The following is a 26,430-nucleotide window of genomic DNA, read 5'->3' on the forward strand; positions in this document are numbered from 1 at the left end:
ACGGCCCGCACGTCACGAACGAGATCATCCGCGAGGCCCTGCACCCGTACCCGGACGAGCTGCACATCGTGACGAAGGTCGGCGCCCGACGCGACGCCGCGGGGAACTGGCCGCACGCCCGCGAGCCGCACGAGCTCGTCGAGCAGGTGCACGACAACCTGCGCACCCTCGGTCTCGAACGGCTCGACGTGGTGAACCTGCGGATGGGTGGCGTCGACGCTCCCGAACCGGGCAGCATCGCGCCGCAGGTGGAGGCGCTCGCCGCACTCCAGCAGCAGGGCCTCATCGGGCACCTCGGCCTGTCGACGGTGGACGCCGAGCAGCTCGCTGAGGCGCGGACCATCGCGCCGATCGTCTGCGTGCAGAACTCCTACAACGTCGCCCGACGCGAGGACGACGCCATGGTGGACCACACCGCGGCCGAGGGCATCGCCTACGTGCCGTACTTCCCGCTCGGTGGGTTCTCGCCGATCCAGTCCGGCGCACTCGACGCCGTCGCCGAGCGTCTGGGGGAGTCGCGGCTGTCGGTGGCGCTCGCGTGGCTGCTGCAGCGCTCGCCGAACATGCTGCTCATCCCCGGGACGTCCTCGGTGGAGCACCTCCGCGCGAACGTCGCCGGCGCGGGCATCACCCTGCCGTCGGACGCACTCGCCGAACTCGACGCGATCGCCGCCGCCTGACCGGCGGGGCCGACCGCCGGAGCCTGACGCCGGAGCTCGGTGTCATGCGACCGTGGCGAGCGCGAACGGCAGCACGGCCGCCGCCCCCGCACGGCGGAGCTCCCGCCCGGCGACGGTCATCGTCCACCGGCTGTCCACCAGGTCGTCCACGAGCAGCACCGGCCCCTGGTGCGACCCCAGCGCCGCCGCCAGCGCCGGGTCGACCACGAACGTGTGCCACACCCCGGCCAACCGGTAGGCGCTGTTCGTCGCGCCGTCCCCTCGGGGCTCCCCGCCGTTCCGCCCGAGCGTCCCGAGGAACTGCAGGCGCCCGATCGACGACAGTGCCTGCGCCAGCGACCCGACGAGCTCCGGCCGCGACCGCGACGACATCGCCACAACCCCGGTCGGCCGCTCCGCCCACGGCCAGTCCTTGAGCGCTCGGATGCACCCGTCGACGAGCTCGCGCGAGACGGGGCCGTCCGGCGTCGACGCGGCGAACAGCGCGCGCAGGGGGCCGCCCCATCCGAGGTCGGTGAGCCGGGCGACGGCGCGGCCCGGCTCGACGAGCTCACCCGTGGGGATCCGGCCCTTCACGGCCACGCCGAGCGACGACATGCCCGAGGGCCACTGGGCGCGCGGCGCGATCTCGACGCCGACCCGGTCGAGCGCGGCGGCCGCACCGGAGGTGTCCGAGTCCGAGATCGACGTCGGGTACCAGACGCCGGCGCAGTTGTCGCAGCGGCCGCAGGGCTCGGCGGACGGGTCGTCGAGGTCCTGCTGCAGGAGCTGCATCCGGCACGCCGAGGTCGATTCGTAGGTGAGCATCGAGGACGCCTCGGCCTCACGCGCGGCGGCGACCCGCTCGTACCGCGCGGCGTCGTACTGCCACGGCTGCCCGGTCGACACCCACCCGCCGGCCACCCGGTGGACGGCACCGTCGACGTCGAGGACCTTGAGGAGCAGTTCGAGCGTCGACCGCTTGATGTCGACGAGTCCCTCGAGCGCGACGGTCGACATCGCCGTGTCGGTGGACAGCGCCGACAGCACGGCCGACGCCCGCGCCTCGGTCGGCATGGAGGCGCTGGCGAAGTACTGCCAGATCTCGCGGTCCTCGCGTCCGGGCAGGAGCAGGACGTCGGCGTTGTCGGTGGCACGGCCGGCGCGACCGATCTGCTGGTAGTAGGCGACCGGCGACGAGGGTGCGCCGACGTGGACGACGAACCCGAGGTCCGGCTTGTCGAAACCCATGCCGAGCGCGCTCGTGGCGACGAGCGCCTTGAGCTCGTTGCCCTTGAGCTGCTGCTCGAGCTGTTCGCGTTCCTCGGTGTCGGTCCGCCCCGTGTAGGCGCGCACGGCGTACCCGTTCTCGCGCAGGAGCCGGGCGATGTCCTCGGCCCCGGACACCGTGAGCGTGTAGATGATGCCGCTGCCGGGCAGGTCGCCGAGGTGCGCGAGCAGCCACCCGAGTCGCTGCCGGGCGTCCGGCAGCGTCAGCACGCCGAGCCGCAGGGACGCCCGGGCCAGCGAGCCACGGATGGTGAAGACCGGGGCGTCCGGACCGGCCGTGAGCTGCTCGGCGACGTCCTCGACCACGCGCTCGTTCGCCGTCGCGGTCGTGGCGAGGACGGGGACCCCGTGCGGGAGCGACCGGATGAGCTCGGCGAGCCGGCGGTAGTCCGGCCGGAAGTCGTGGCCCCAGTCCGAGATGCAGTGCGCCTCGTCGACGACGAGCATCCCCATCCGCGCGATCAGCGTCGGCAGCTGCTCGTCGCGGAACCGCGGGTTGTTGAGCCGCTCGGGGGAGACGAGGAGCACGTCGACCTCGTCGCGCGCGAGGGCGGCCTGCGTGTCCGACCACTCGTGCGCGTTCGCGGAGTTGATCGAGACCGCCCGCACACCCGCTCGGGCCGCCGCCGCCACCTGGTCGCGCATGAGGGCGAGCAGCGGGGAGACGAGCACCGTCGGACCGCCCCCTCGTCGCCGGAGGAGCAGCGTCGCGAGGAAGTACACCGCCGACTTGCCCCATCCGGTCCGCTGCACGACGAGCGCGCGCTGCCGGTGCTCGACGAGCGCCGAGATCGCCTCGAGCTGCCCGGGGTGGAAGACCGCGTCCGGCCGCCCGGTCAGGGCGGCGAGGGCCTCCTGCGCCTCCGCGGCGATCTCGGCGGACGGCGGAGCCGTCGCGGGAACAGGCGAGCCGACGGACGAACCGACACCGAGACCAGACATGCCCCCATGCTGTCAGCACCGACCGACGGAACCGGCCCCGTCCCTCCAGGCTGTGGACGAGCGACCCGCTACTGGTACGTGATCAGCGACGGCGTCGGCGACACCTGGTCCATCGTCTGCTCCGGCGACAGCATGGGCGTGTCCTCGTCGTAGAAGTTCTTCCAGCCCCAGTGCACGCCCGCCGGTGCGTCCTGGTGCAGGGCCTCCCACGTCGCCTGCTTGTCGGGCTGCGATCCCTGGCCGTCCACGTGGACGAGCAGGTCGAGCTCCGGGTGGGACGCCAGCGAGGCCCGGTCCTGGATCATCGACAGCCGGAACTGGTGCAGCACGAGCGCCTTCGGCGGCAGCCCCTCGCTCCGCACGAGGTCGGCGAGCCACGACGACACCTCGTTCACCTCGGACGCCGACACGCTCCCGATCTGCCGCAGCGGCACCTGGTCCGCGGTCAACCGCCACTCCGGGTCGAGCGCGAGCCACACGCCCGGCTTCCTGAGCAGCGACTCGTACCGCTTCGCCTGCGACAGGAAGTCGGAGCGGCCGGGCTGCAGGTCGAGGATCACCGGCATCCCCGCGTCGTGCGCCGCCTCGACGTACGGTTCGAGCGTCGACACCGGGAGTTCGGTGGAGTAGTCGCCGTCCGCTCCGGCGTCGCCGGCCGCGACGGTCGCGATGACCTCCATCGCGGGCGTCACGGGTTCGTCGCCGAGGCCGTCGTACTGCTCCGCCGTGGCCTCCGCGCGACGGACCGTGGCCGCGGGGTCCTGCTCGCCGAGGACGCCGAGGACCGGCGCTCCGGGCGCGCCGTACAGCGCGACGTACCGGTGCCCGTCGAAGGGCCGCTGTCCGCCGTGCGGCAGCTGCCACCCGCTCGCCGCGGCGCGCACCGTCCACCCCGGGTCCGGCAGGTCGCCGAACGCGGTCCCGACCAGGACCGTCGGGTGCCCGGCTCGCTCGTGCAGGGCCGTCACGACGTCGGGCGCCGCGGCGGGGTCCGTGACACCGTCCGGCATGACGACCACGCGGGCACCGGCCGCCTGCGCCGTCGCCACGGCAGCCGCGTCCGGGGCACGGTCCGCCACCACCACGGTCGCCGGCCGGGAGGCACCACCCGTCTCCGGCGCGTCACCCCGTTCCGGCGCGTCCCGCTCCGGGACGTCGGTGTCGACCGTCACGTCGCCCTCGGCCTGGTACCAGTCCGCGCCGAGCCGGCGCAGCTCACGGGCGACGCCGCCACCGTCGCCGTCCGTGAGCAGGACGGGCACGTGCGCGGAACGGGCGGCGCTCGCCGCCTCCCGCACCGCACCGGCGTCGTCAGCAGCCGCGACGATGGCCCCCGGAGCCGACGCGAACAGCGCGCGGCTGGTCGCCACCGACCGCGCCGACGGGTCGCGCTGCGCGGCGACGGACACCGACCCGGCCGGCTGCTCCGCGAGCTCCGCCACGGTCGGCGCGGGCTCCGACGACGTGCACCCGGCGGCACCGAGCAGCAGCCCGGAGACCGAGAGCGCGAGCAGGACACGGGTGGGAGGGCCGGAACGCATCGGGCCACCCTACGGACCTGCCGGACGAGTCCCTGTGAACGCAACGGGTGTCGTCTCGTAGACAGGAACCATGCCAGCAGCACCGGACGACGACCGCCCGATCATCGGGGGGGTGGTCGCACCCGAGGTGCACTGCACGACCCTCAACCTCCGGCGTCGCGTGCCGCGCCCCGCCGGTCACCCGGATGCGTGGGAGCGTCGACGCGACGCCGTGGCTGCGCTCGTCACCTCCGAGGAACCCACCGTGCTCGCCGTCCAGGAGGCCCTGCCCACCCAGACCGCCGACCTCACCGCCGCCGTGGGGTCGCGTTGGGAACCCGTGGTCGTCGGCCGCGGAGCACGCGGCGGTGGCGAGGCGGTCGGGCTGTTCCTCGACCGCGAGCGGCTCGACGTGGTCGAGCGGCGGACCTGGGCACTCTCGCGGACGCCCTCCCGGCCCGGCTCGCGGTCGTGGGCGACCGCGTTCCCCCGGCACGCCGTGGGTGCCGTCGTGCACGACCGCGCCACCGGCCGGGACTTCACCGCGATCGCCACGCACCTCGACGTCGCCTCGCCCTGGGCGCGGTCACGCGGCGCCCAGTTGCTCGGAAGGATCGTCCGCGAACGCGGCCTGCCCGCCGTCGTCATGGCCGACTGGAACTGCCCGGCCGGGTCGGCGCCCTGGCGAGCACTGGCGGAGGCGGGTGTCGTCGACAGCTGGGACCGTGCCTCCCGGCAGGTGGGGGAGCCGTACGGGACGTACCCGCACTACGGGCGTCCCCGTGTCGGGGGCCGGCGCATCGACGGCGTGCTCGTGACCACCGACGCGGTGGTGGACCGGGTGGCGGTGTCGGTCCGGCGGCCCGGCGGTGTCTGGCCGTCCGACCATGCCGCGGTCCACGCCGTCGTGCGGTGGGCCTCGTGATCGCGACCCTGGGGACCACGTTCCTGCGCCGGCGGTTCCTGGCCGCAGACGTCGTCCGGCTGCTCACGCTCGTGAGCGTGCCCGTCGCCACCGTCGGGTGGGGTGCGACCTCGTTCGCGGTGATGTCGCTCGCGCTGTTCGGCGTCGTGCTGCCGCGGATGCTCGGACTCCGACCCGTGTTCGACGTCGCCGTGTGCGTGCTCGTGCTCGTCGCCGGGTGGTCGAGCGCACTCGAGTGGTACACCTCGGTGTTCCTCTGGGACAAGTTGATCCACGTCGTGCTGACCGGACTGCTCGCGGCGCTGCTCGCGGTCGTCGCCGCTGACCTGCGCCTGGTGCCGCACGCGCCCGACGCCGGTCGGGTCTCGGTCGCCGTCCTGGTGTTCTGCGCCGGCCTGGCCATCGGCTCGGTGTGGGAGATGGGGGAGTGGCTCGGGCACAATCTCGTCGACTCGCGGATCTACGTCGGGTACGACGACACGATCGGCGACCTGGCGGCGGACGGCCTCGGCGGGCTGCTCGTCGGGTTCGCACTGCCGTGGCTGGCGAAGGACCGCGAGGTCGTGCGGCCGCCACGGCGCTGAGCCGTGGGGCGGCGACGCGCCGTGGCACGAGCACGGTCCCGGGTCCGCTATGCTTGACGGGCTGCTCACGCTCCGGTCGGACGCGGGTGGTGGAGCCCCGGCGACGGGGTTCCGAGCCCCTCGGGGCTCACGGGCTGTGGCGCAGCTTGGTAGCGCACTTGACTGGGGGTCAAGGGGTCGCAGGTTCAAATCCTGTCAGCCCGACCGAAGCGGGTGCTCGAGCACCCCGTGACGAAGCGAGGCCCGCAACCGGACGGTTGCGGGCCTCGCTTCGTTGCTCCGCGATCACGGCCGTCGTGACGTACGCCCACACGGCAGGACGACCTCGTCGCTGGGTGGCACACGAGCTGCTCCTAGGATGGCCGGGTGGTCGCCGGGATCGAGTTCTACGCCTCGCACGACGACGTCGACGCTTTCCTCGACCACGTCGGAGAAGGGCGGACGAGCACCATCTGGCCGTGGCCCGTCGTGCAGTCGGAGCCCGTCAGCCTCACGCGCGAGGAGGCCTGTGCCGAGCGAGCCGTCATGGTCCTGTCCGGAGCGTTCGGTCCGCCGGTCGTCCTGCACCGCGACGACCCTGCGGTGCAGGACGGGTCACTGACGGCGGTGCTGGCGGCGATCACCTTCGAACGAGTGGCCCCGGAGCCCGGCCTGGGGATCGTGGACCCCGATCGCTCCCCGGTGCTCCTCTGGCAACCGGGTCAGGTGCACGATCGGGCGTTGCGGCCGCACAGCATCGGTTCCCAGGCGCGGGCGATGCAGGCCGTCGCGCCGGCCTACGAGCAGTGGGTCCGGCGGGTGACGAGCTGGATCCGACGACACGGGACGAAGGTCTGGGGGCTCGAGCAGCAGGCGGTCCGACCGGACCTCGACATCAGGCTCGGCACGGTGAGCGCCGTCTACGCCCTCCCCGGCGCGCTCCGGCTCCTCGAGGCCGGTGCGACGGGTCTCGACACGTCGGCCTGACCGCCGTCGGGACGGCGGCGGTGTCCTCGCGCCGGATGACCGAGCCGAAGCAGCGAAGCCTCCTCGAACGAGTCGTCGGCAGGCTCCTGCCGTCGATCGCCTGGGTGTGGGCCGCCCCGGGGTCGTGTGGGTCGTGACGGCCGTCGTCGGTCCGTCCGGCTTCCGCACGCTCATGCACGGTGGTCGATCGGTCGCTCCTCGCCGCCGTAGGGGCTCCTACCGGGGTGGGTGAGCGATCGGTGCTAGTCGATCAGCAGGCGGACGCCGGTACTCGTCACGACCGTCTGCGAGAGCAGGTCACCCGAGACCCGCCGCAGCAGCATGCCCCAGACACCGCTCGAGACCTCACGGAGCGGCACATCGTCCGACGTGCCCGCCAGGGCCACGACCCACACGATCACGGAGGCGCTCTCCGCGTCCTGAAGGTGCAGGCGAAGCACCAGATCGGTGTCGATCGACGTGGCACTGAGGATCCGAAGCGGTGTCTCCACCGATGGCGCAGGGCCACCGATCGGGTTGAACGCGCGAGCGCCGGCGAACCCTTCGGCTGGGGCTGAGCTCGGGCGGACGATCGACGGTCCGACGTGTCCCCAGTCTTCCGGGAGGAACGTCGCGAGCTGCCGGACCTGTTCAGGTGTCACAGCGAGTCGTTCACCCAGTCCGGGCACCTCGGGATGGGGCCGCTCGGCGCGGCAGTGCAGTACGCAGTCACGATCCCCAGGTCGTACTCGTCCGGCGAAGCCGAGGACGGCGCACGCTCTTCGAACGCGACGAACTCCTCCGTCGCCTTGCCCTTGGCGACGAACTCAGCTCCGTACAGACGACGGTTGTTCGGCTGGAGGACCCCGGCGGCGTTGATCTGCACGGCGTGTTCGATCGTCTGCTCCTCGACGTTGTGGTCCTGGAGTGCGTGGAGGTAGCCGAACGCAGAGTTCTCGCTACCTGACCGTCCGATGCGGAGACCGACCTGGTGGTGACCGCCGTCCAGGAACACCGCCAGGCAGCTGTAGGGGTGCTTCGCGCCCGGGTAGTTCGTTGTACCCGCAGGGCACGAGCCCTTCGTCAGGACGTGCCTGGGCGCTGCGGAAGGCGATGCTGCGATCGGGTCGAGCGCCACCCAGTGCCCGTCTGGAGGCGCAGCCGAAGCGGCCCCGGTCGGGTCCGTGGTCGGGGCGGCTGACGGGGCTGTGGTCGCCGCCGCGGCTGACGCAGGAGCAGTCGGTGGGGACATCGGTGTCGGTGTCGGCGTCGCCATGCTGGTGGCGGTCGGTGCAGGTGCTGCAGCGACCGCGCCCGTGGTACCGAGGCCGCAGATCCCGCCGATGACCGCGCAGACTGCCACAGCCGCCCGCACGCTGGTCCGTTTCGTTGATCGCAGGGTCGGATCCGTCTCCCGATTCGAGGATGCGGCGATCTCCTGCAGCGGGACGCCCCCTGATGCGCTTGCAAGCAGGAGCAACGCTACGCGGCTGCGCAGCTGGCACAAGGCCGGGTCCGATCTCGGCGCCGTTCCTGTGAGGAACCGAACGAGCCGCAGGACGGTCCGAGCACACCCCGCACCGCGCGCCGGTCAGCCTGCCACGGCATCCGCCGGACGGGAGGTGCGGGTCGGGCCGGACACGCGCCTCCCGTCCGGCGGGCACGAGACACCGGCGGGACGGCTGCGGTGGCCTCGCGCTCGTGACCGAGACGAAGCAGCGGAGCCTTCTCGAACGACTCGTCGGCAGGCGCGTGCCGTGGCCCAGATCGGAGCGACCGTCGGCGCTGGACGACAGGCGCGGAGCGATGGTCGAACCGTGTAGGTGGACGAGATCACGCGCTGATCGCGCGGCATCGACGCCACCGGCCGGGCTCCGCGCCCCGCCGTCGACCTCAACCCGTCAGCTGCTCGCTGACCGCCCACAGCCGACGGGCGTCGTCGGGGTCGAGCATCGCGGAGGATGCGTCGGCGGGGATGCTGTCGGCGGTGAGCGGCCGTACCTCGTCGTCGATCCGCGCGACGTCGCCGTCCTTGAGGTAGACGCCGCCCAGCCCGTCGAGCAGCGGACTCGCGGCGCCGAGGACCAGGGTGGCCGCGCCCTGCTCGACGGTCTTCTTCCCGTTGTCGGGGTCGACGACCGTCTCGCCGTGCTCGTCGACGAGGCCCTGCTCGCGGTAGGCCGCGATGCGGTCCGGAGCGTGCGGACCCGGACCGATGACCACGCCGGGGTGTGCCGCGAAGGCGCGGATGCCGTCCTCGGCGTGGCGACGGTCGAGCTCGACCGTGAAGAGCACGTTGGCACGCTTCGACTGGGCGTAGGCGGCACCGGCGTCGTACCGGCGGGCGAAGGCGAGGTCGTCCCAGTGGATCTGCCCGATCCGTGCGGCGCCGGACGTCACGGTCAGCACGCGTGCCCCGTGCGCTCGCCGGAGCGCTGGGAGGAGCGCCCGGGTGAGCTGGAAGTGCCCGAGGTGCGACGTCGAGAAGGACCGCTCGTTGCCGCGGGCGTCGACGAGCCGCTCGGCGGTGAACAGCAGGGCGGCGTTGTTCACCAGGGCGTGCAGGGGGCGGCCGGACATCACCCACCGGCGGGCGAACGCGTCGATCGAGGTCGGCTCCGTGAGGTCGAGCTGCTGGACCTCGACCCCGTGGATGCCGGCCACCGCGGCAGCGGCCCGCTCGGTGTCGCGTGCCGCCACCACCACCGACGCACCGGCCGCGGCGAGCGAGCGGGTGACCTCGCGTCCGAGGCGCCCGTGCCCTCCGGTCACGATGACGTCGCGTCCGGTGAGGTCGACCCCGCGGAGGACGTCGTCGGCCGTCGAGGATGCGGTGAAGCCGGTGGGGACCGGGTGCTGGTCGTCGATCACGCTGCGGAGCCTTCCGTGAGGTCCCCACCGCGGAGTCCGGAGCGGAGCGGTGTCGTCGGGGCGGAGTCGAGGGAACCCACGGGTTCGGTGGTCGTCGCCGCGAACTCGGCCCACGCGTCCGGTTCGACGTCGAGGGCGGTGCGGAGGAAGGCGGTCGTCGCGCGACGGACGAGGTCGACGCGTTCGGGGCTCTCGTCGGTGGTGGCCGTCGACGCGTAGTCCTGGATGCCGCCGAGACTGTGCTCACCGCCGTGGAGCGTCACGAGGTGCCGTGCGCCGGGGCTCCGGTGGTACACGTCGGTGAACCAGTCGGGTCCGCGCGTCGAGAGCGCCGACTGGTCGTGGTCGCCGGCGACGACGAGGGACGGGGTGGTGAGCCCGGTGAAGTCCGGGTCCATGAAGGCGAAGTGCTCCTGGGCGAACGGCACGAGGTCGCCCCGTGCGACGCCGGTCGTGGCCAGGAGCACACCCGCTCGCACGCGGTCGTCCGTGCGGTCCGCGCCGGGACGTCCCTCGGCGTCGAGGACGCGGGCACCGAGCAGCATCCCGACCGACTGCCCGCCCCACGAGTGCCCGACGACGGCGAGACGGTCGGTGTCGACGCGCTCGCGGAGGCCGGGCAGGGACGCGACGAGCGTGTCCACCTCGTCGATCACGTGCACGAGGTCGTCGACCCGGTGCTGCCAGATGACCGGGTACCGCGGGTCGGCGGGCGTCAGGCCGAGCGTCGACGAGTCGAGGAACGTCGGCTGGACGACGACGAAGCCGTTCGCGCTCCAGTGGTCGACGAGCGGGTCGTAGCTGGTCATGGATCCGCCGAAGCCGTGGGCGAGGACGATCACGGGGAGGTCGGTCCCGGTCGTCGGTGCGGTGACCCGCACCGCGAGGTCGGTGCCGCGGTCGGGCGCGGGGAGCAGGGCGGGGCGGATGCTGAGGACGGGGGACGGTGGCGTTGATCGGGACACGGGGGCCTCTCGAACGGAGCGGAAGGGTCGGACCCGCCGAACGATACGGAACGTTGATCCGTTTCGCAAGAGGAAACGGAACATGGTTCCGCCGAGGCGCAGGACATGGCAGGATCGGAGCGTGCCGCCGTCCGTCCCCGCTCCTTCCCCCGTTCCCGAGCCGTCCCGACGCAGAGACGTGCAGCGCAACGGACAGGCCCTCCTCGACGCCGCGGCCGAGGTCTTCGCGCGGTCCGGCGTGGGCGCTCCGGTGCGCGAGGTGGCAGCGGCCGCGGGGGTCGGCGTCGCCACCCTGTACCGGCACTTCCCGACGCGGTCGGACCTCGTCGTGGCCGTCTACCGCCACCAGATCGACGGCCTGGCGGCGTCCGGACCCGCGCTGCTCGCGTCGGAGCCGACGCCGTTCACGGCCGTCCTGCGCTGGGTGCACGAGTTCGTGGACTTCCTCGGGACGAAGCACGGGCTGGCGCGCGTGTGGGACGGCGACGCAGCCGGGTTCACGGCGCTGCACACCCTGTTCGTCGACCGTCTCGTCCCCGTCCTGGCCGACCTGCTCGCGGCCGCACGCGGGTCCGGTGACGTCGTCGCGGAGGTGACCCCCTACCAACTCCTCCGGGCGGTCGGCGACCTGGTGGCGTTCGCGCCGGGCGACCCGGACCACGACGCCCGTCGGATGGTGACCCTCCTCGTCACCGGTCTCCGGCAGGAGCAACCCCTCATCCGCCCTGCGTGAGCCCGGTGATGAGGTTGATCGCGACCGCCACCACGAAGGTGCCGAAGAAGTAGGACAGGAGCGCGTGGCCCATGGCGATGCGGCGCGACGGGGTCGACGACTGCGTGATGCTGCTCGCGCTGTAGGCCATCCCGATCGAGAACGCCGTGAAGGCGAAGTCGCTGTAGGCCGGCTCCTCGTCCTGGTCGAAGTCGAATCGGTGGTGGTCGTCGAGGTAGTACATCCGTGCGTACTTGAACGCGTAGACCGTGTTGACGAGCGCCCAGGCCGCCACGACCCCGACGACCGCGAGGATCGCGGCGACCGACCCGACCAGGTCCTGCTGCTGGCTGCGGACGAGTGCGAACACCACCAGGACCAGGCTGAGGAACGTGGAGGTGATGATCAGCACGTCGACGAGCCTCCTGGACCGGTCCTCGTGCCGCGCGAGCGCCCGGGTCCGGCCGGGGTCAGCGGGCCACGCGCGGCGCCATGCCCAGGTGAGGAACACCGCCGACGCCACCACCCACCCCAGGAGTGGCGCCAGGTCGGGGACGCCCGTGAGCACGGCGACCACCGCCACCGCGAGCCCGACGAGCGCGGCGATCCCGGCCTGCATCGAGAGGTGTGACATGACGGTGCCTCCTGGTGTCCTGACGGCGGTCCCGGTGCGCGGCGCTCGCGCTACCCGACGGGGACGTAGAGGCCGGCGCGCTCGGCGCGGACGGCTGCCAGCGTCCGCGACGTCGCGTCGAGCTTGAAGAGGATGTGCTCGACGTGCGCGGCGACGGTCCGCGGAGCCACCGCGAGCGCTCGGGCGATCTCGAGGTTCGAGCAGCCCTCGACCAGGTGCCCCAGCACCTCGAGTTAGCGCGGCGTCAGGCCGCGCAGCCGCGGGGCGGGCGACAGGACGACCACGCCCCGGGCCGCCGGACCGAGTGCGCCGTCACAGGCGAGCACCGTCACCCGGACGTAGCCGTCGGGCGACTGCCGGCACCCGCGCGGCCAGAGGAACGAGGCGTGGTCCGCCCCGTCGCGGATCGCGTCGTCCGCGGCGGCGACCACCGCGGAGCCGGGGCCGAGGAGTTCGTCGACGCGCAGGCCCGGGAGGGGGACGACGCGGCGTCGGGAGAGCAGGGCGACACCCGCCCGGACGCCGTCGACGAGTGCCGCCGAGGCTCCGAGCCCGCGGAGGAGGCGGTCCTCCGCCGAGGAGGCCCGGGTCGCTTCGACGACCTCGGCGTCGGGACGCTCCTCGGGTGCGATGTCGTCCGGCCCGACGAGCCGGAGCGCTGGTGTCGGTGTCACGGGTGGCGGCCCCCTCGGACGGTCGGTGACGGGTACGGAGCGAGCTGTCCGTTGCGTGCTGGCCTACCACCGGGGCGCTGGCGCGTGCCCGTCGGCCGCGCTTTCGCGTGGGCAGGTCTGCCGATGGCGGCTCCGCTCCCGACGACCGGACACTGAGCCGTCGGGTGACCGACCGAGCCGCGTCCACCGCCGGACGGGCCGTACCTGGAAGGAGGACACCATGAGAGCAGTCGTCTACGAGGGGCCACGGAAGGTCGCGGTGCAGGACGTCCCGGATGCGCGGATCGAGCGCCCGACCGACGTGCTGGTGCGCATCACCACGACGAACATCTGCGGATCCGACCTCCACATGTACGAGGGTCGGACCAGCTTCGAGACCGGGCGGTGGTTCGGGCACGAGAACATGGGCGAGGTGATCGAGGTCGGCCCCGGCGTCGACGAGGTCCGGGTCGGCGACCACGTCGTGCTGCCGTTCAACGTGGCGTGCGGGCACTGCAAGAACTGCGAGCGCGGGCTGACGAACTACTGCCTCACCGCGCAGCCCGTCCCGGAGTGGGCCGGCGCCGCGTACGGGTTCGCCGACATGGGTCCGTGGGCCGGCGGTCAGGCCGAGCTGCTGCGGGTCCCGTGGGGTGACTTTAACTGCCTCCGGCTGGGCGAGGACGCCGAGGAGAAGTCGGCCGACTACGTCATGCTGGCCGACATCTTCCCGACCGGGTACCACGCGACCGAGATGGCGGGCGTGCAGCCGGGCGACCAGACCGTGATCTACGGTGCCGGACCCGTCGGTCTGATGGCGGCGCTGTCGGCGACCATCAAGGGCGCGAGCAAGGTGATGGTGGTCGACCGGCACCCGGACCGACTCCGGTTGGCGGAGTCGATCGGCGCGATCGCGATCGACGACTCGAAGGTCGACCCGGTCCAGGCCGTCCTCGAGCAGACGATGGGGCTCGGCGCCGACAACGGGTGCGAGTGCGTCGGCTACCAGGCACACGATCCGGGTGGGGACGAGCAGCCGAACCTGACGCTCAACCGCCTGGTCCAGTCCGTGCGGTTCACCGGGCGCATCGGCACCGTCGGCGTGTTCGTCCCCCAGGACCCCGGCGGGGCGGACGAGCTGGCGAAGCAGGGACAGGTCGCGTTCGACATCGGCCTGCACTGGTTCAAGGGCCAGACGATGGGCACCGGACAGGCACCCGTCAAGAAGTACAACCGTCGGCTCCGAGACCTCGTCGCCGCCGGGAAGGCGTCACCGTCGTTCATCGTGAGCCACGAGCTGCCGCTCGACCAGGCTCCCGACGCCTACGAGCACTTCGACAACCGGGACGACGGCTGGACCAAGATCGTGCTCAAGCCCGGCAAGGCGGCCTGACCGTGGCCGACGGGAAGGCCGCTGCCGCGGTCGGGCTCGGTGTCGCGGGTCTGGCGGCGGGCCTCGTCGCCCGCTCGCTGGTCAGGAAGGGCCGCGCCTCCGACGGGGACGCCCCGCACCCGGAGGGGTGGAAGGCCGTCACCGTGCTCGGCGACGCCGAGGCGTTCCGGAGCGGGGGGTACCCGGAGCCGTTGCGACGGCTCGCCGACTCGCTCGAGGTCCGGATCGAACCCGCACCGGGCGACAAGGGCTTCGAGGTCCACGCCCGGCTCCGAGCCGACGCGGACACAGGCTCGGGAGACGACCCGGGGAAGGCCCTGCGTGCGGCACTCCGTGACGCCAAGCAGGTGTTCGAGACGGGCGAGGTCCTGCGCGGGACGCCGCGGCCGCACGGCGAACGACCGCGCACGCTGCTCGGCGGCGCGGTGGACGCGGCAGAGGACGATGCGAAGGGCGAGGGTGTGCTGTGAAGGCGCTGTGCTGGACCGGAGTGAACGAACTCTCGGTGGAGACCGTGGACGACCCCGGGATCCTCAATGCCCAGGACGTCATCGTCAAGGTGACACTGAGCACGACGTGCGGGTCGGACCTGCACCTGCTCGGCGGGTACGTGCCGACGATGCGTGCCGGTGACGTGCTCGGACACGAGTTCATCGGTGAGGTCGTCGAGGTCGGCTCGGAGGTGCGGAAGCACGCGGTCGGCGACCGTGTCGTGGTCTGCTCGTTCATCAGCTGTGGGAGGTGCTGGTACTGCCGCAACGAGCTCTACTCGCTCTGCGACAACGGCAACCCGAACGCGGGGATCCCGGAGATGCTGTGGGGGCAGGCTCCCGGTGGCTGCTACGGCTACTCCCACGCGCTGGGGGGCTGGGCCGGCAGCCACGCCGAGTACATCCGGGTGCCGTACGCCGACCAGGGAGCGTTCGCCGTCCCCGAGGGGGTCAGCGACGAGCGGGCGCTGTTCGCGTCGGACGCCGCGCCGACCGGGTGGATGGGCGCGGACCTCGGCGGCGTCCGGCGCGGTGACACCGTCGCGGTGTGGGGTGCCGGTGGCGTCGGGCAGATGGCAGCGCGTGCATCGTTGCTGCTGGGTGCCGAGCGGGTCATCGTGATCGACCGCTTCCAGGAGCGGCTCACGCAGGTCGAACAGGTCATCGGGGCGGAGACGATGAACTACGAGACCAGCGAGGTGACCGCCGAGCTCCGGGAGCTCACGGGAGGTCGCGGCCCCGACGTGTGCATCGAAGCGGTCGGGATGGAGGCGCACCGGGACGGACCGGACTTCGCGTACGACCAGCTGAAGCAGCAGCTCCGGCTGCAGACCGACCGACCCACCGCGGTGCGGGAGGCGGTGTTCGCGGCGCGCAAGGGCGGCAGCCTCTTCGTCCTCGGCGTCTTCGGCGGGTTCGTCGACAAGTTCCCGCTCGGGGCCGTGATGAACAAGGGACTCACGCTCCGGTCCGCGCAGCAGCACGGGCAGCGGTACATCCCGATGCTCCTCGAACGGATGGCGCGCGACGAGATCGTCACCGAGCACCTGGCGACGCACGTCATGCCGCTCGACGACGGGCCCGACGGCTACGCGATGTTCAAGGAGAAGACCGACGGGTGCGTCCGGGCGGTCTTCCGTCCCTGACGGTCGCCGGCCGCTCCGCACCAGGTCCGCAGGGTGCGGAGCGGCCGGACCGGGTCTGCACGGTGCGGAGCGGGCGGACCCGGTCCGTGACGATGCCCCACCGCACCCGGTGTCAGACCGGCAACCGCGGCACCGCGTCCAGCAGTGCCCGCGTGTACGCCGACTCCGGTTCCGCCAGCACCCGCGCCGTCGCTCCCGACTCGACGACCCGGCCGCCGCGCAGCACCACCGTGCTCGCGCACAGCCGTGCCACGACCGCCAGGTCGTGCGACACGAGCACGATCGTCATCCCGTGCTCCGCCGCGAGGCGCTCGAACAGCTCGAGCACCGCCACGCGGGTGGTCAGGTCGAGCGCGCTGACCGGCTCGTCGGCGATTAGCACCCGCGGCCCGGACACGACGGCCCGGGCGATCGCGATGCGCTGCCGCTGGCCGCCGGAGAACTCGTGCGGGTAGCGCCGGCCGGCGTCCCCGTCGAGCCCGACGTCGCGGAGCGCGGCCTCGATCCGGTCGGACGCCTCGGCCCCGGACGCCACGGCGAGCGACCGGAGCGGCTCGCCGACGATGCGGTCCACGCGCTGCCGGGGGTCGAGCGACGAGTACGGGTCCTGGAAGACGGGCTGCACGGCGGCACGGAAGCGACGCATGCCGGCCCGGTCGCGCAGGTCGAGCGGTGCGCCGTCGAAGGACACGGATCCGGTGTGCGGCGCGGCCAGCCCGAGCAGGAGCCGGAGGACGGTCGACTTGCCCGCCCCCGACTCACCGACGATGCCGACGTGCCCGCCGGGCGGCACGGCGAACGACACGTCGTCGAGTGCGAGGCCGGTGTCCCGTCCCGGGTACCGGTACGAGACCGCGTCGAGTGCGAGCAACGGGTTCATCAGGCACCCCTCCGTCCGGCGTCGAGCGCGTCCTGCAGCGCCCGGGCGCTCCCGACGAGCCGCTGCGTGTACGGCTGGGCGGGGGACCGGACGACGTCCTGCACGGGGCCCTCCTCGACGGTCCGACCGTGCTCGAGCACGAGGACCCGGTCGACGGTCCGCGCGACGACGGGCAGGTCGTGGCTGATGAAGAGCAGTCCCATGCCACGGTCGGCGACGGCACGGTCGAGCAGGTCGAGCACCTGCGCCTGCACGGTCACGTCGAGGGCCGTGGTCGGCTCGTCGGCGATGAGCACACGGGGCCGGCAGACGAGCGCCATGGCGATCGCGACCCGCTGCCGCTGCCCGCCGGAGAGCTCCCACGGGTACGACCGGACCACGCGGTCCGGGTCGGGCAGGGCGACGTCGGTGACGGCCTCCCGGACCGCGGCGCGGAGCTCCGCACCGCGGAGTCCCCGGTGCCGACGCAGCGGTTCGGCGATCTGGTCGCCGGCGCGCATGAGCGGATCGAGGGCGGTCATAGGCTCCTGGAAGACCGGGGCGACGGCCGTGCCGCGCACGCCGCGCAGCGTGCGCTCGGACGCGCCGACCACCTCGACGTCGCCGACGCGGACGGAGCCGGACGCGGTGAGACCGGCGGGCAGCAGGCCCTGCACCGCCAGGGCGGTCAGCGACTTGCCGCTGCCGGACTCGCCGACGATGCCGAGGCGCTCGCCGTCGCCGACGGCGAAGGTGACGCCGTCCACGAGGACCGCGCCGTCGGCGCTGGTGATGCGCAGGTCGGTGACCTGGACTGCCGGGGTCATGCGGGCCTCCCGTCCGTCGCTCCGGTCTCGGTGGCCGCGGCCGCCGGTCCGGCCTGGAGGCGCGACCCGCGTCCCCGGGTCGCGCCGCGTCCGCGACGGGTCGGGTCGGCGACGTCGCGCAGCCCGTCCGCCAGCAGGTTCGCGCCGATCACGAGCACCACCAGGGCGATGCCGGGCGCGAGGACGCCCGCGGGGGCCTCGAACGCGGTCTGCTGCGCGTCCTGCAGCATGCGTCCCCAGGACGCGTTCGGCGGCGGGGCGCCCAGGCCGAGGTACGACAGGCTCGCCTCGGCGAGGACGGCGAGCCCGAACTGCAGCGCGAGGTTCACGGCGAGGGTCGGCCAGGCGTTCGGCAGCACGTGCTGCACGACGATGCCGGCCCAGGACGTGCCGGACGTGCGGGCCGCGGTGACGTAGTCCTGCCGCAGCACGCGACGGGCGAGGATGCGGACGATGCGCGCGACGACGGCGGACATCACGAGTCCGATCGCGACGATCGCGGTGCCGAGCGATGCGCCCCGGGCGGCCACGAGCAGCATCGCGACGAGCAGCGTCGGGAACGCGATGACGATGTCGAGCACGGCGGACAGGGTGTCGTCGAGCCACGGGCGGGCGAAGGCGGCGACCAGGCCGATCGCCGTGCCGAGGAGCCCGCCGAGCAGGACCGCGCCGAGGCCGGTCGCGAGGGCGATCCGCGCGCCCACCAGCAGTTGTGACGCGAGGTCGCGGCCGAGGGTGTCCGTGCCGAGCCAGTGCGCTGCGCCCGGTGGGGTCAGTCGACCGCCGGTCGTGTCGTACAGCGAGTACGGCAGCCAGAACAGGGACACCACGGCGGTGACGAGGACGATGCCGACGAAGACGGCGCCGACGACGAGCGACACGGAGCGGCGTGCCGAGCGGCGGGCGCTCATCGGTTCCCCGAGACGGTCGCGCGCAGGCGCGGGTCGACGATCCGCTGCACGACGTCGGCGGCGAAGCCGATGACGAGCACCGCGACCGTCGAGACGAGGAGCACGCCCTGGATGCTCGGGTAGTCGTGCTGCTCGATGCCGGTGATGAGCATGCTGCCGAGGCCGGGCAGGGCGAACACGCTCTCGACGACGACGGCGCCGAGGAAGGTCGACGCGAGCTCGATGCCGAGCACGGCGATCACGGGGACGACCGCGGACCGGACGCCGTGCCGGAGGAACGCCGACGCGGTCGACGCCCCGAGGGCCCGGGCCGTGCGGATGTGGTCGGCGCCGAGGACGTCGAGCACGGCGCTCCGGACGTAGCGGGCGATGGACGCGGTCATGACGACCGCGACGGTGATGATCGGCAGGGCGAGGGACTCGAGGGCGTCACCCGGGTACGCCCAGTCATCGCGGGGGAACCCGCTCGACGGCAGGAGTCCCCACTGCAGCGACACGACCTGCACGAGCAGGATGCCGATCCAGAACACCGGCACGGCGACGCCGAGCTGGGTGATGCCGGACAGCAGCACGCCGTACCAGCGGTCCGCCCGGGCTGCGGCGACGAAGCCCACCACGCTCGCCAGCACGACGGCGACGACGAAGGCGATGAGCGTCAACGGGACGGTGACGACGAGCCGCTGCGCCAGGTCCGGCAGCACCGGCAGGCCGCTCGTGAACGAGGTGCCGAGGTCGAACCGCAGCATCTGCCCGAACCACGTGCCGAACTGCTGCGCCAGCGGGAGGTCGGAGCCGACCGCCCGCCGGGCCGCCTCGACCTGGTCCGGGGTGGCGTTGGCGGCGAGCAGCGCGTTCGCCGGGTCGCCCGGCAGGATCCGCAGGAGCGCGAACACCACCACGAGTGCCACGAGCAGGGACACCACGAGGATGCCGAGGCGGCGGAGGACGTAGCGGGTCATGCGGGGGAGCGGGATCCTGTCGGGCTGATCGGTGCTGTCGGTTCTGTTCGGCTGGGCGGGGCTTACCCGACCGTGATGCCGGAGACGGGGAACTGCGAGTTCAGCCCGTTCTTCCAGTATCCCGTGACGTCCTTGTCGGACACGACGATCTGCGGGTACACGTACAGCCAGTCGCTGGCCGCGTCCCGCACGATCTGCTCGTTCGCCTGCTTGAGCAGCGCGGTCTGCTGGTCCTCCGAGGACGCCTGCTCGGCGTCGCTGATGTCCTTCTGCACGTCGGCGTTGTCGTACCCGAAGTAGAAGTCCGGGTTGCCGTAGAACACGACGTCACGGTCGTTGACGTGCTCCTGCAGCGTCGCCTCGAAGTCGTGCTGCTGGTACACCTTCGTGTACCACTCGTCGGCGCTGATCGAGTTGACCTCCACGGTGACGCCGACCTTCCGCAGCGCGCTCTGCAGGTACTGCGCGACGGCGGGGTGCGGGTCGTACGTCGGGGTGTCGAGCGTGAAGGTGAAGCCGTCCGCCTTGCCGGCCTCGGCGAGGAGCTGCTTGGCCTTCGCCGGGTCGTACGCGTTGACGCTCGTCAGGTCCTCGTACCAGGGGTCGGTCGGCGGGACCATCGAGCCGTTGACCGTGCCGTAGTCGCCCCAGATCGCCTTGAGCAGGGCCTTGCGGTCGACGGCGGCCGAGATCGCCTGGCGGAGCTTCACGTCGGTGAAGGGGCCCTCGGCGTCGTTGAAGGCGAGGAGCTCCTTGGTCGTGGACTTCCCCTCGCTGACGGTGTACTTGCTCGTGTCCGCGGTGAAGCGGGACAGGGCGTCCGGCGACTGGATGCTCGTGACGACGTCGACGCTGCCGCTGGCCAGGGCGTTCGACAGGGTCGAGGCGCTCGTGAAGTACTGGAACTCGACGCCGCCGTTCTTCGGCTTCGCACCCCAGTAGCCGGAGAACGGGTCGAGGGTCAGGGAGGACCCGCGCTTCCGGTCGGCGAGCTCGTACGGACCGGTGCCGTCCTCCTCGGTCTTGAGCGACTTCTCGGCCGAGGGGACGATCCACACGTACGACAGGTTGTAGACGAACGAGATCGACCGCTGCGACAGGTGCACCACGACGGTGTCGTCGTCCGGGGTGTCGATCGCCTTGATGACGGCGAGGCTCGACTTGCGCGAGGACTGCGAGTCCTCGGCGGTCACTCGCTCGATGCTGCTCTTCACGTCGGCGCTCGTCATGGTGCCGCCGCCGTGGAAGCGGACGCCCTTGCGGAGCGTGAACGTGTAGGTGAGCCCGTCCTCCGAGGTGTCGTACGACGACGCGAGCAGCGGCGTGACGTCGCCGTCGTCACCGAGGCGGAACAGCCCCTCGTACACGTTGTCCTGGAAGGCCTCGTTGACGCCCTGGCCGCCGCCGTCGACGTTCGACAGGTTCGTCGGCTCGTAGAGCGAGCCCACGACGACGGTCGCGTCGGCGCCCGACGACGACCCGCCGTTCGCGGACGAGCAGCCCGCGAGGGCGAGGGCGAGGGCGACGCCGGTGGCGACGATGGGGAGGGTGCGGGACTTCACGGGACTCCTGGTGGGGAAGCGGGGGGTCGGGGAGGGTGGGACGGGCTCAGCCGCGGTGTGCGACGTACCGCTCGCCGGCGTGCACGGGCACGTGCAGTCGGTTCTGCGCGGGCGGGAGCGGGCAGTTGTACTGGTCGCTGAAGCCGCACGGCGGGACGAATGCGTGGTTGAAGTCGAGGACGACCGCGGACTCCTCGCCGGTCGACGTCCCCTCGGGCCGCTCGACGAACAGGAAGCGTCCGGTGCCGTAGGTGCGCTCGGCGTCGTCGGTGCTGCGGTTCGTCGGGTCGCCGAACACGAGCAGCAGCGTGCCGTCGTCGTCGAACGCGCTGAGGCGGTACTCGCGGCCGTCGATCGTCGCGGTGATGTCACCGGGGACGACGAGGTCGCGCGTGCTGCCGGCGGCGTCGCGGAGGTGCTCGTAGGGGATCGTGCGGCCGGGCTCGGCCGGGGTGAAGCGGGCCTCGATGCGCCACGCGGGGTCGTACGGGAAGACCGGGGTGCCGTCGTAGGAGCGGTTCGCGGGCGACTCGGCGTCCCACAGGCGGTACCCGTGCTCGGGTGCGCCCGTGTCGATGTCCTTCCGGTGCACGGCCGTGGCGGTCACCGAGGCCGGCTGGCCGACGAGGACCTGCTCGAGGTCCGGCTCCGCGCCGTCCGGCAGCCACGTGGTCTGCACCAGCGCCAGGTCGCCCTGCGGTGCGGTGACCCGCTGTCGACGGGCCTCGCGCCAGGCGTGCCAGGAGGCGGGCTCGGGGACGGACGTGGGGGAGGGCTCGACGGTGCTCACGGGTCCGTACAATCGCACATCACCTGTCGGGCATTCCCGCTCGGCGTCATCCGGGGCAACACGCACGCCCACGGACGGGCTCGATCGCGTTCTCCGGACTCGCCGGAGAACGCCAGGCGGTTCCCCAGGTCGCGACCCTACGGTTCTCGGAAGCGCGGATGCGTGAACTCCTCGGACCGGTCGAAGGATCGCTCACCACGGAAGGTCGGTCCCCGATGACCACGACCCCGCTCGCCCCCGGCTTCACCCGCACCCGACCCGGTCCCGGCAGCCGCAACGGCACCTCGACCTACTCGGCGTTGCTGGCGCAGGTGAAGGAACAGGGACTGCTCCGTCGCCGCACCGGCTTCTACTGGTCGGTGTTCGGCAGCCTCGTCGTCGGCCTCGCGCTGGCGTGGGTCGCGTTCGCCTTCCTCGGCGACTCCTGGTTCCAGCTCATCGTCGCCGGAGCGCTCGGCGTGATCTTCACCCAGTTCGCCTTCCTGTCGCACGAGGCCTCCCACCGTCAGGTGTTCGCCTCGCAGAAGTGGAACGACCACGCGGGTCGGTGGCTCGGCACGTTCATGGTGGGCCTGAGCTACTCGTGGTGGATGAACAAGCACACCCGCCACCACGGCAACCCGAACACCGTGGGCAAGGACCCGGACATCAGCCCGGACGGCATCCGGTTCCTGCCCGAGGACGCCGCCGCGGTCCGCGGGCCGATCTTGCGGACCTTCATGCGCTTCCAGGGCTGGCTGTTCTTCCCGCTCCTCACCCTCGAGGGCCTCAACCTGCACCGGTACGCGGTCGTCTCGATCGTCACCGGCAACGGGACGAAGGCGGACCGCCGGCACCGCCTGCTCGAGGCCGCCATGCTCGTCGCCCGGTTCGGCATCTACCTGACGGTCGTCTTCTGGTTCCTGCCGTTCGGCATGGCCTGCGCGTTCCTCGGTGTGCAGCTCGCCGTGTTCGGCGTGATGATGGGCGCCTCGTTCGCCCCGAACCACAAGGGCATGCCGACGATCGCGCACGACGCGAAGGTCGACTTCTTCTCCCGCCAGGTCCGCACCTCCCGCAACATCCGCGGGGGCTGGTGGGTGTCGTTCCTGATGGGCGGCCTGAACTACCAGGTCGAGCACCACCTCTTCCCGTCGATGCCGCGGCCCGCGCTCAAGCAGGCCCGACTGCTCGTCCGAGACCACTGCGACACCCTCGACGTGCCCTACACGGAGACGACGCTGTTGCGCTCCTACGGCATCGTCGTCCGCTACCTCAACCGCGTCGGACTCGCCGCCCGCGACCCCTTCGCCTGCCCGATGGTGACGCAGCTCCGCATCCACTGACGCGCGCTGCGTCCGCATCCACTGACGCGCGCTGCGTCGGAGCCCGCCCTCGCCGGTGGACCGGTCGGCGCAACGCGTCTGTGAACAACGACGAGCACGTCGCACCACGTGATCACGTGGTGCGACGTGCTCGTCGTTGTTCCGAGCCCCCGCGACCCCTCGGTGCGGGAACCCGCGGCACCGCGCACCCCGCCGCCCCGCCCGCCTGCGGGAAGTCGCAGGTCTCCGCGGGTTCCCGCACAGCCCGTCCGCAGGAGCACGGCGCCGGGTTAGCGTCAGCCGACCACAGTCCGCAGCACGGTGAACAGGGGGCCGCATGCTCATCTCGACCGACACCACGGGGGCGGCATCGGCGCCGCACCCCGACGACCGCACCACCCGGGTCGTGAGCGCCGGGAGCACGGCGCGCGACGTGTCGGCACCGGCAGGGGCTGCGAGCAGCACGACCACCGCACCGGACACCGAGACCTCCGTCCTCGACGGCCTCGCCGCCGTCGCCGAGCGCGCACCGGACTCGCTCGCGCTCGTCGACGAGCACGGCGAGACCACGCACGGCGAGCTCGACCGCACCGCCCGCGCGCTCGGCCTGCTGCTCCACGAGCGCCTGACGCCCGACGACCACTCCGGTCGCGGTGTCACCGTCGAGGCGGGCGGCGAGACCGTCCCCGTCGGCACGATGGTCGGGCACGGGGCCGCGTCGGTCGTCGCGCTCCTCGGACTGCTCCACGCCGGTCGGGTCATCGTCGCGCTCGACCCGTTCCTGCCCGAGGCCCGTCTGCAGCACGTGATGGCGCTCGCCGGGATCGTCGACGTCGTCGCGGACGTCGAGCACGCCGACCGCGCGGCCACGCTCGTGCCCGCGCACGGTCGGGTCCTGCCCTTCGAGGACCTGCTCGGCGAGGCCCGCGTGATCGCCGCGACCCCCGGCGACATCGCCGTCGTCCCCGGGGCACGCGACCGCGGCGGACGCGACCCGATGGACATCATCTTCACCTCCGGCTCGACCGGTGCGCCGAAGGGCGTCACGATGACGCACCGGCAGATCGTCGTCGACACCGTCGCCCAGCGCGCGTCCTTCCGGTTCGTGCCGGAGGACCGGATCGCGTCGGTCCTGCCGCACGGGTTCGCGGCCGGCTTCACGCTGGTCCTGTCCGCGCTGCTCGCCGGAGCGTCCCTGCACGTCGCCGACCCCCGGAAGACCGGTGTCGACCGCCTCGTCACGTGGGTGCACGACGCCGGCCTGACGACGCTGCACACCACACCGCACCTCGTCCGCTCGATGACCGGTGCCCTCGACCCGTCGGACGACCGACTGCGCGGCCTGCGCCTCGTGGCGACCGTGGGCGAGGCGGTGACCGGCACGGACATCGCCGGCATCCGCCCGCTGCTCGGAGCGGAGACGTCGTTCTGCAACTGGACGGGATCGAGCGAGACCGCCGTGTACGCCGTGCACGAGATCCGCGCGAGCGACCCCGTGCCGGAGCGGAGCGTGCCCTCCGGCCGGATCGTCACCGGCAAGCGCATCGAGGTCCGCCGTCCCGACGGCAGTCTCGCCGACCCGGGCGAGAGCGGCGAGGTCGTCTGCATCTCCGACGCGATGACGAGCGGCTACTGGGGTGCCCCCGAGGTGACCGCGACCCGTGCGGGGACGACCGCCGACGGCACCCCGACGTGGGCGATCGGCGACCTCGGACGCTTCGACGAGCACGGCGTGCTCACGCTGCTCGGTCGCGCCGACGACGCCGTGAAGGTCCGCGGGTACCTCGTGGAGCCCAGCGAGGTCGAGGCGGCGCTCCGGACGGTCGACGCCGTGCTCGAGGCCGTCGTGATCGCCGTCAAGGCACCGCCGGCCCCGACCCGGCTCGTCGCGTACGTGGTGAGCCGGCCCGGACGCCGCTCGCCGTCACCGGCCGCGATCCGCAAGGCCCTCCGCGAACTCCTGCCGGACTACATGGTGCCGACGTCGATCGTGCCGCTGCCCGCCCTGCCGCGGAACGAGCGCGGCAAGGTCGACCGGGCGGCGCTGCCCGAGGCCCCGGCGCTCGGCTCGACCGTCGGCGAGGACGGCGAGGAGCTCGGCGAGGACACCTACGACCAGTGGCAGCTCGCGGTCGGGCAGATCTGGGCCGAGGTCCTCGGCCTGCCCTCGGTCGGCCCGCTCGAGCTCCCCGCCGTCGGCCTCGACAACGACTTCTCGGCACTCGGCGGCGACTCGCTGTCCGCGGAGGAGATGCTCGCCGCCGTCGCCGACCGGCTCGGTGTCGACGTGCCGTCCTCGGAGCTCCTCGAGCACCCGACGCTCCGCACCTTCACCGCGCGGATCCGCCTCGGCGCCGCGGCGGTCCCGAGCCACCCGGACATCGTGACGCTCACCGCACGCGGTGGCGACGGTGTCGAGCCGCTCTTCTGCGTGGCCGGCGCGGGGGCGCTCGCGCTGACGTACGTCCCGCTCGCCCGGCACCTGGGCGACCGCCCCCTCTTCGCGTTCCAGCAGCACGGGCTCGAGCGCCGCGCACTGCCCGACCGGAGCATCGGCGCGATGGCCCGCCGCTACATCGAGCTCATGCGCGTCGTGCAGCCGCAGGGTCCGTACACGCTCGTCGGTCACTCGTTCGGTGGCCTGGTCGCGCTCGAGATGGCCGCGGTGCTCACCGACGCCGGCCACGAGGTCCGTCGGGTCGTCCTCCTCGACACGTTCCTGCCCGAGCAGGCGTCCGAGCAGGCCGACGTCGTCGAGTTCGGCGAGCTCGACCTCGGGCGCCCGGCCAGGAGAGCGCTCCCCGGCGCGCTGCAGCGGGTGGCGTCCGGGACGGCGCTGCTCCGGAGCAAGTTCGACGCCCCGTTCGCGCGCATCGCCCGCCGGGCACGCGGGCACGGTGCCGGGGTCTTCCGCTGGGAGGGGCAGCGGCACTTCCGCGCCTTCTTCGACCACGCGCTCCTCATCTCGCGCGGCTACGAGCCCCGCCCCTACGACGGCCCCGTCACGCTCGTCATCGCCGACGGCAACGAGTCGGGTCCGGCGCGGTGGGCCCGCTACCTCCGTGGCGAGGTCGACGAGGTCCGCGTGCACGCCGAGCACAGCTCGGTCCTCCGGGAACCGCACGTCGACCAGGTGGCGACGCTGATCACGGCGCAGCTCGCCGCGCACTGAGCCCCCTGACGGACGGGAGGCGCTGCACCGGACCGGTGCGGCGCCTCCCGTCCGTCGTCGCGCGCCTTCCGGTCCGAACGCACCGACGCTGTCCGGTTGCGCACCACAACGACGGGCACGAGACGCGATCGGGGGACAAGATCGACCCCTGAGGCCTGTTTCCTGGGGAATCGCCGGACGCGGAACGGGGGACGTGACGAACCTCGGTGTCACCCCGTCTCATCCGTGAACAGCAACCGCTGGGAACGTGTCCCGGCGGGCATCGAGAGGAGCATGAACATGGCTGACACCACCACCCCCACCCCGGCCACGACGGC

25 protein-coding genes and 1 tRNA gene are annotated in these 26,430 nt (G+C 72.7%); 11 read left to right on the forward strand and 15 right to left on the reverse strand.

The genetic code is table 11. The annotated features are described in order from the left end of the window. Window positions 1-680 (forward strand): oxidoreductase (locus H7A69_RS13695; protein ID WP_182047488.1); only part of this gene is annotated, 680 nt, incomplete at its 5' end. Window positions 681-722: 42 nt separating this feature from the next. Here the strand turns inward: H7A69_RS13695 and H7A69_RS13700 are convergent. Next, window positions 723-2,891 carry a RecQ family ATP-dependent DNA helicase gene (locus H7A69_RS13700; RefSeq protein ID WP_259346234.1) on the reverse strand — a complete coding sequence of 723 codons (2,169 nt, stop codon included), beginning with the start codon at window positions 2,889-2,891 and terminating at the stop codon, window positions 723-725. Window positions 2,892-2,959: 68 nt separating this feature from the next. Beyond that, window positions 2,960-4,432: a hypothetical protein gene (locus H7A69_RS13705; RefSeq protein ID WP_182047489.1), complete on the reverse strand. Its 1,473-nt coding sequence runs from the start codon at window positions 4,430-4,432 to the stop codon at window positions 2,960-2,962. 70 nt (window positions 4,433-4,502) lie between these two features. On the opposite strand from H7A69_RS13705, the gene H7A69_RS13710 reads away from it, so the two are divergent. From H7A69_RS13710 to H7A69_RS13725, 4 genes are all read left to right on the forward strand, one after another. Further along, the gene (locus H7A69_RS13710) at window positions 4,503-5,336 is read left to right on the forward strand and encodes an endonuclease/exonuclease/phosphatase family protein (RefSeq protein ID WP_182047490.1); all 834 of its coding nucleotides are present in this window, start codon (window positions 4,503-4,505) and stop codon (window positions 5,334-5,336) included. Continuing rightward, window positions 5,333-5,920, forward strand: a complete 588-nt coding sequence (locus H7A69_RS13715) for a hypothetical protein (RefSeq protein ID WP_182047491.1) — start codon at window positions 5,333-5,335, stop codon at window positions 5,918-5,920. The genes H7A69_RS13710 and H7A69_RS13715 overlap by 4 nt, the downstream gene beginning before the upstream one ends. A gap of 130 nt (window positions 5,921-6,050) precedes the next feature. Next, window positions 6,051-6,124, forward strand: a tRNA-Pro gene (locus H7A69_RS13720). Between the two features lie 162 nt (window positions 6,125-6,286). Beyond that, window positions 6,287-6,886 (forward strand): hypothetical protein, encoded by a 600-nt coding sequence (locus H7A69_RS13725; protein ID WP_182047492.1) that lies wholly within the window; start codon window positions 6,287-6,289, stop codon window positions 6,884-6,886. 242 nt (window positions 6,887-7,128) lie between these two features. Here H7A69_RS13725 and H7A69_RS13730 read toward each other — a convergent pair whose 3' ends face one another. The 4 genes from H7A69_RS13730 to H7A69_RS13745 all read right to left on the reverse strand — a co-directional run bounded on the left by H7A69_RS13730 (window position 7,129) and on the right by H7A69_RS13745 (window position 10,701). Next, complete coding sequence (locus tag H7A69_RS13730; RefSeq protein WP_182047493.1) at window positions 7,129-7,554, reverse strand: hypothetical protein; 426 nt, start codon at window positions 7,552-7,554, stop codon at window positions 7,129-7,131. After that, window positions 7,524-7,880 (reverse strand): hypothetical protein, encoded by a 357-nt coding sequence (locus tag H7A69_RS13735; RefSeq protein ID WP_182047494.1) that lies wholly within the window; start codon window positions 7,878-7,880, stop codon window positions 7,524-7,526. Before H7A69_RS13735 ends, H7A69_RS13730 begins: the two co-directional genes overlap by 31 nt. Before the next feature lie 878 nt (window positions 7,881-8,758). Beyond that, window positions 8,759-9,736, reverse strand: coding sequence for an SDR family NAD(P)-dependent oxidoreductase (locus H7A69_RS13740; protein WP_182047495.1), 978 nt, complete (start codon window positions 9,734-9,736; stop codon window positions 8,759-8,761). Further along, entirely contained in the window at window positions 9,733-10,701 is a 969-nt protein-coding gene (locus H7A69_RS13745) for an alpha/beta hydrolase family protein (protein WP_259346235.1), read from the reverse strand. The genes H7A69_RS13740 and H7A69_RS13745 overlap by 4 nt, the downstream gene beginning before the upstream one ends. Before the next feature lie 178 nt (window positions 10,702-10,879). On the opposite strand from H7A69_RS13745, the gene H7A69_RS13750 reads away from it, so the two are divergent. After that, complete coding sequence (locus tag H7A69_RS13750) at window positions 10,880-11,434, forward strand: TetR/AcrR family transcriptional regulator (RefSeq protein WP_259346236.1); 555 nt, start codon at window positions 10,880-10,882, stop codon at window positions 11,432-11,434. Here the strand turns inward: H7A69_RS13750 and H7A69_RS13755 are convergent. The 3 genes from H7A69_RS13755 to H7A69_RS13760 are packed head-to-tail and all read right to left on the reverse strand — an operon-like array spanning window position 11,418 to window position 12,721. Next, window positions 11,418-12,047 (reverse strand): DUF1345 domain-containing protein, encoded by a 630-nt coding sequence (locus H7A69_RS13755; protein WP_182047498.1) that lies wholly within the window; start codon window positions 12,045-12,047, stop codon window positions 11,418-11,420. The genes H7A69_RS13750 and H7A69_RS13755 overlap by 17 nt on opposite strands. A 50-nt stretch (window positions 12,048-12,097) precedes the next feature. Next, window positions 12,098-12,274 (reverse strand): response regulator transcription factor, encoded by a 177-nt coding sequence (locus tag H7A69_RS17315; protein WP_220456264.1) that lies wholly within the window; start codon window positions 12,272-12,274, stop codon window positions 12,098-12,100. Between the two features lie 6 nt (window positions 12,275-12,280). After that, window positions 12,281-12,721, reverse strand: coding sequence for a hypothetical protein (locus H7A69_RS13760; RefSeq protein ID WP_220456265.1), 441 nt, complete (start codon window positions 12,719-12,721; stop codon window positions 12,281-12,283). Window positions 12,722-12,941: 220 nt separating this feature from the next. Between H7A69_RS13760 and H7A69_RS13765 the strand changes: the two genes are divergently transcribed. From H7A69_RS13765 to H7A69_RS13775, 3 genes are read left to right on the forward strand one after another with little or no spacing between them, the layout of a single operon-like run. Continuing rightward, window positions 12,942-14,093, forward strand: a complete 1,152-nt coding sequence (locus H7A69_RS13765) for a glutathione-independent formaldehyde dehydrogenase (RefSeq protein ID WP_182047499.1) — start codon at window positions 12,942-12,944, stop codon at window positions 14,091-14,093. 2 nt (window positions 14,094-14,095) lie between these two features. Further along, window positions 14,096-14,563 carry a hypothetical protein gene (locus H7A69_RS13770; RefSeq protein WP_182047500.1) on the forward strand — a complete coding sequence of 156 codons (468 nt, stop codon included), beginning with the start codon at window positions 14,096-14,098 and terminating at the stop codon, window positions 14,561-14,563. Window positions 14,564-14,598: 35 nt separating this feature from the next. Next, window positions 14,599-15,729: a zinc-dependent alcohol dehydrogenase gene (locus H7A69_RS13775; RefSeq protein ID WP_259346237.1), complete on the forward strand. Its 1,131-nt coding sequence runs from the start codon at window positions 14,599-14,601 to the stop codon at window positions 15,727-15,729. Window positions 15,730-15,841: 112 nt separating this feature from the next. On the opposite strand, the gene H7A69_RS13780 is transcribed toward H7A69_RS13775, so the two are convergent. The 6 genes from H7A69_RS13780 to H7A69_RS13805 form a co-directional block, all read right to left on the reverse strand. Beyond that, the gene (locus H7A69_RS13780) at window positions 15,842-16,609 is read right to left on the reverse strand and encodes an ABC transporter ATP-binding protein (RefSeq protein ID WP_182047502.1); all 768 of its coding nucleotides are present in this window, start codon (window positions 16,607-16,609) and stop codon (window positions 15,842-15,844) included. Then, entirely contained in the window at window positions 16,609-17,415 is an 807-nt protein-coding gene (locus H7A69_RS13785; RefSeq protein ID WP_182047503.1) for an ABC transporter ATP-binding protein, read from the reverse strand. Before H7A69_RS13785 ends, H7A69_RS13780 begins: the two co-directional genes overlap by 1 nt. After that, entirely contained in the window at window positions 17,412-18,326 is a 915-nt protein-coding gene (locus tag H7A69_RS13790; RefSeq protein WP_182047504.1) for an ABC transporter permease, read from the reverse strand. The genes H7A69_RS13785 and H7A69_RS13790 overlap by 4 nt, the downstream gene beginning before the upstream one ends. Further along, window positions 18,323-19,285 carry an ABC transporter permease gene (locus H7A69_RS13795; protein ID WP_182047505.1) on the reverse strand — a complete coding sequence of 321 codons (963 nt, stop codon included), beginning with the start codon at window positions 19,283-19,285 and terminating at the stop codon, window positions 18,323-18,325. Before H7A69_RS13795 ends, H7A69_RS13790 begins: the two co-directional genes overlap by 4 nt. A 62-nt stretch (window positions 19,286-19,347) precedes the next feature. Next, on the reverse strand, window positions 19,348-20,847 hold the full coding sequence (locus H7A69_RS13800) for an ABC transporter substrate-binding protein (protein WP_182047506.1): 1,500 nt from the start codon (window positions 20,845-20,847) through the stop codon (window positions 19,348-19,350). Window positions 20,848-20,893: 46 nt separating this feature from the next. Continuing rightward, entirely contained in the window at window positions 20,894-21,637 is a 744-nt protein-coding gene (locus H7A69_RS13805; RefSeq protein WP_182047507.1) for a DUF1684 domain-containing protein, read from the reverse strand. 215 nt (window positions 21,638-21,852) lie between these two features. Here H7A69_RS13805 and H7A69_RS13810 point away from each other — a divergent pair, with 215 nt between their 5' ends. Then, window positions 21,853-22,962 (forward strand): fatty acid desaturase family protein, encoded by a 1,110-nt coding sequence (locus tag H7A69_RS13810; RefSeq protein WP_182047508.1) that lies wholly within the window; start codon window positions 21,853-21,855, stop codon window positions 22,960-22,962. Window positions 22,963-23,278: 316 nt separating this feature from the next. After that, complete coding sequence (locus H7A69_RS13815; protein ID WP_182047509.1) at window positions 23,279-26,113, forward strand: AMP-binding protein; 2,835 nt, start codon at window positions 23,279-23,281, stop codon at window positions 26,111-26,113. The last annotated feature ends 317 nt before the right edge of the window (window positions 26,114-26,430 follow it).

It is taken from the genome of Curtobacterium sp. ME26 (genome assembly GCF_903970945.1).
In the GTDB taxonomy this organism is placed as follows: domain Bacteria; phylum Actinomycetota; class Actinomycetes; order Actinomycetales; family Microbacteriaceae; genus Curtobacterium; species Curtobacterium citri.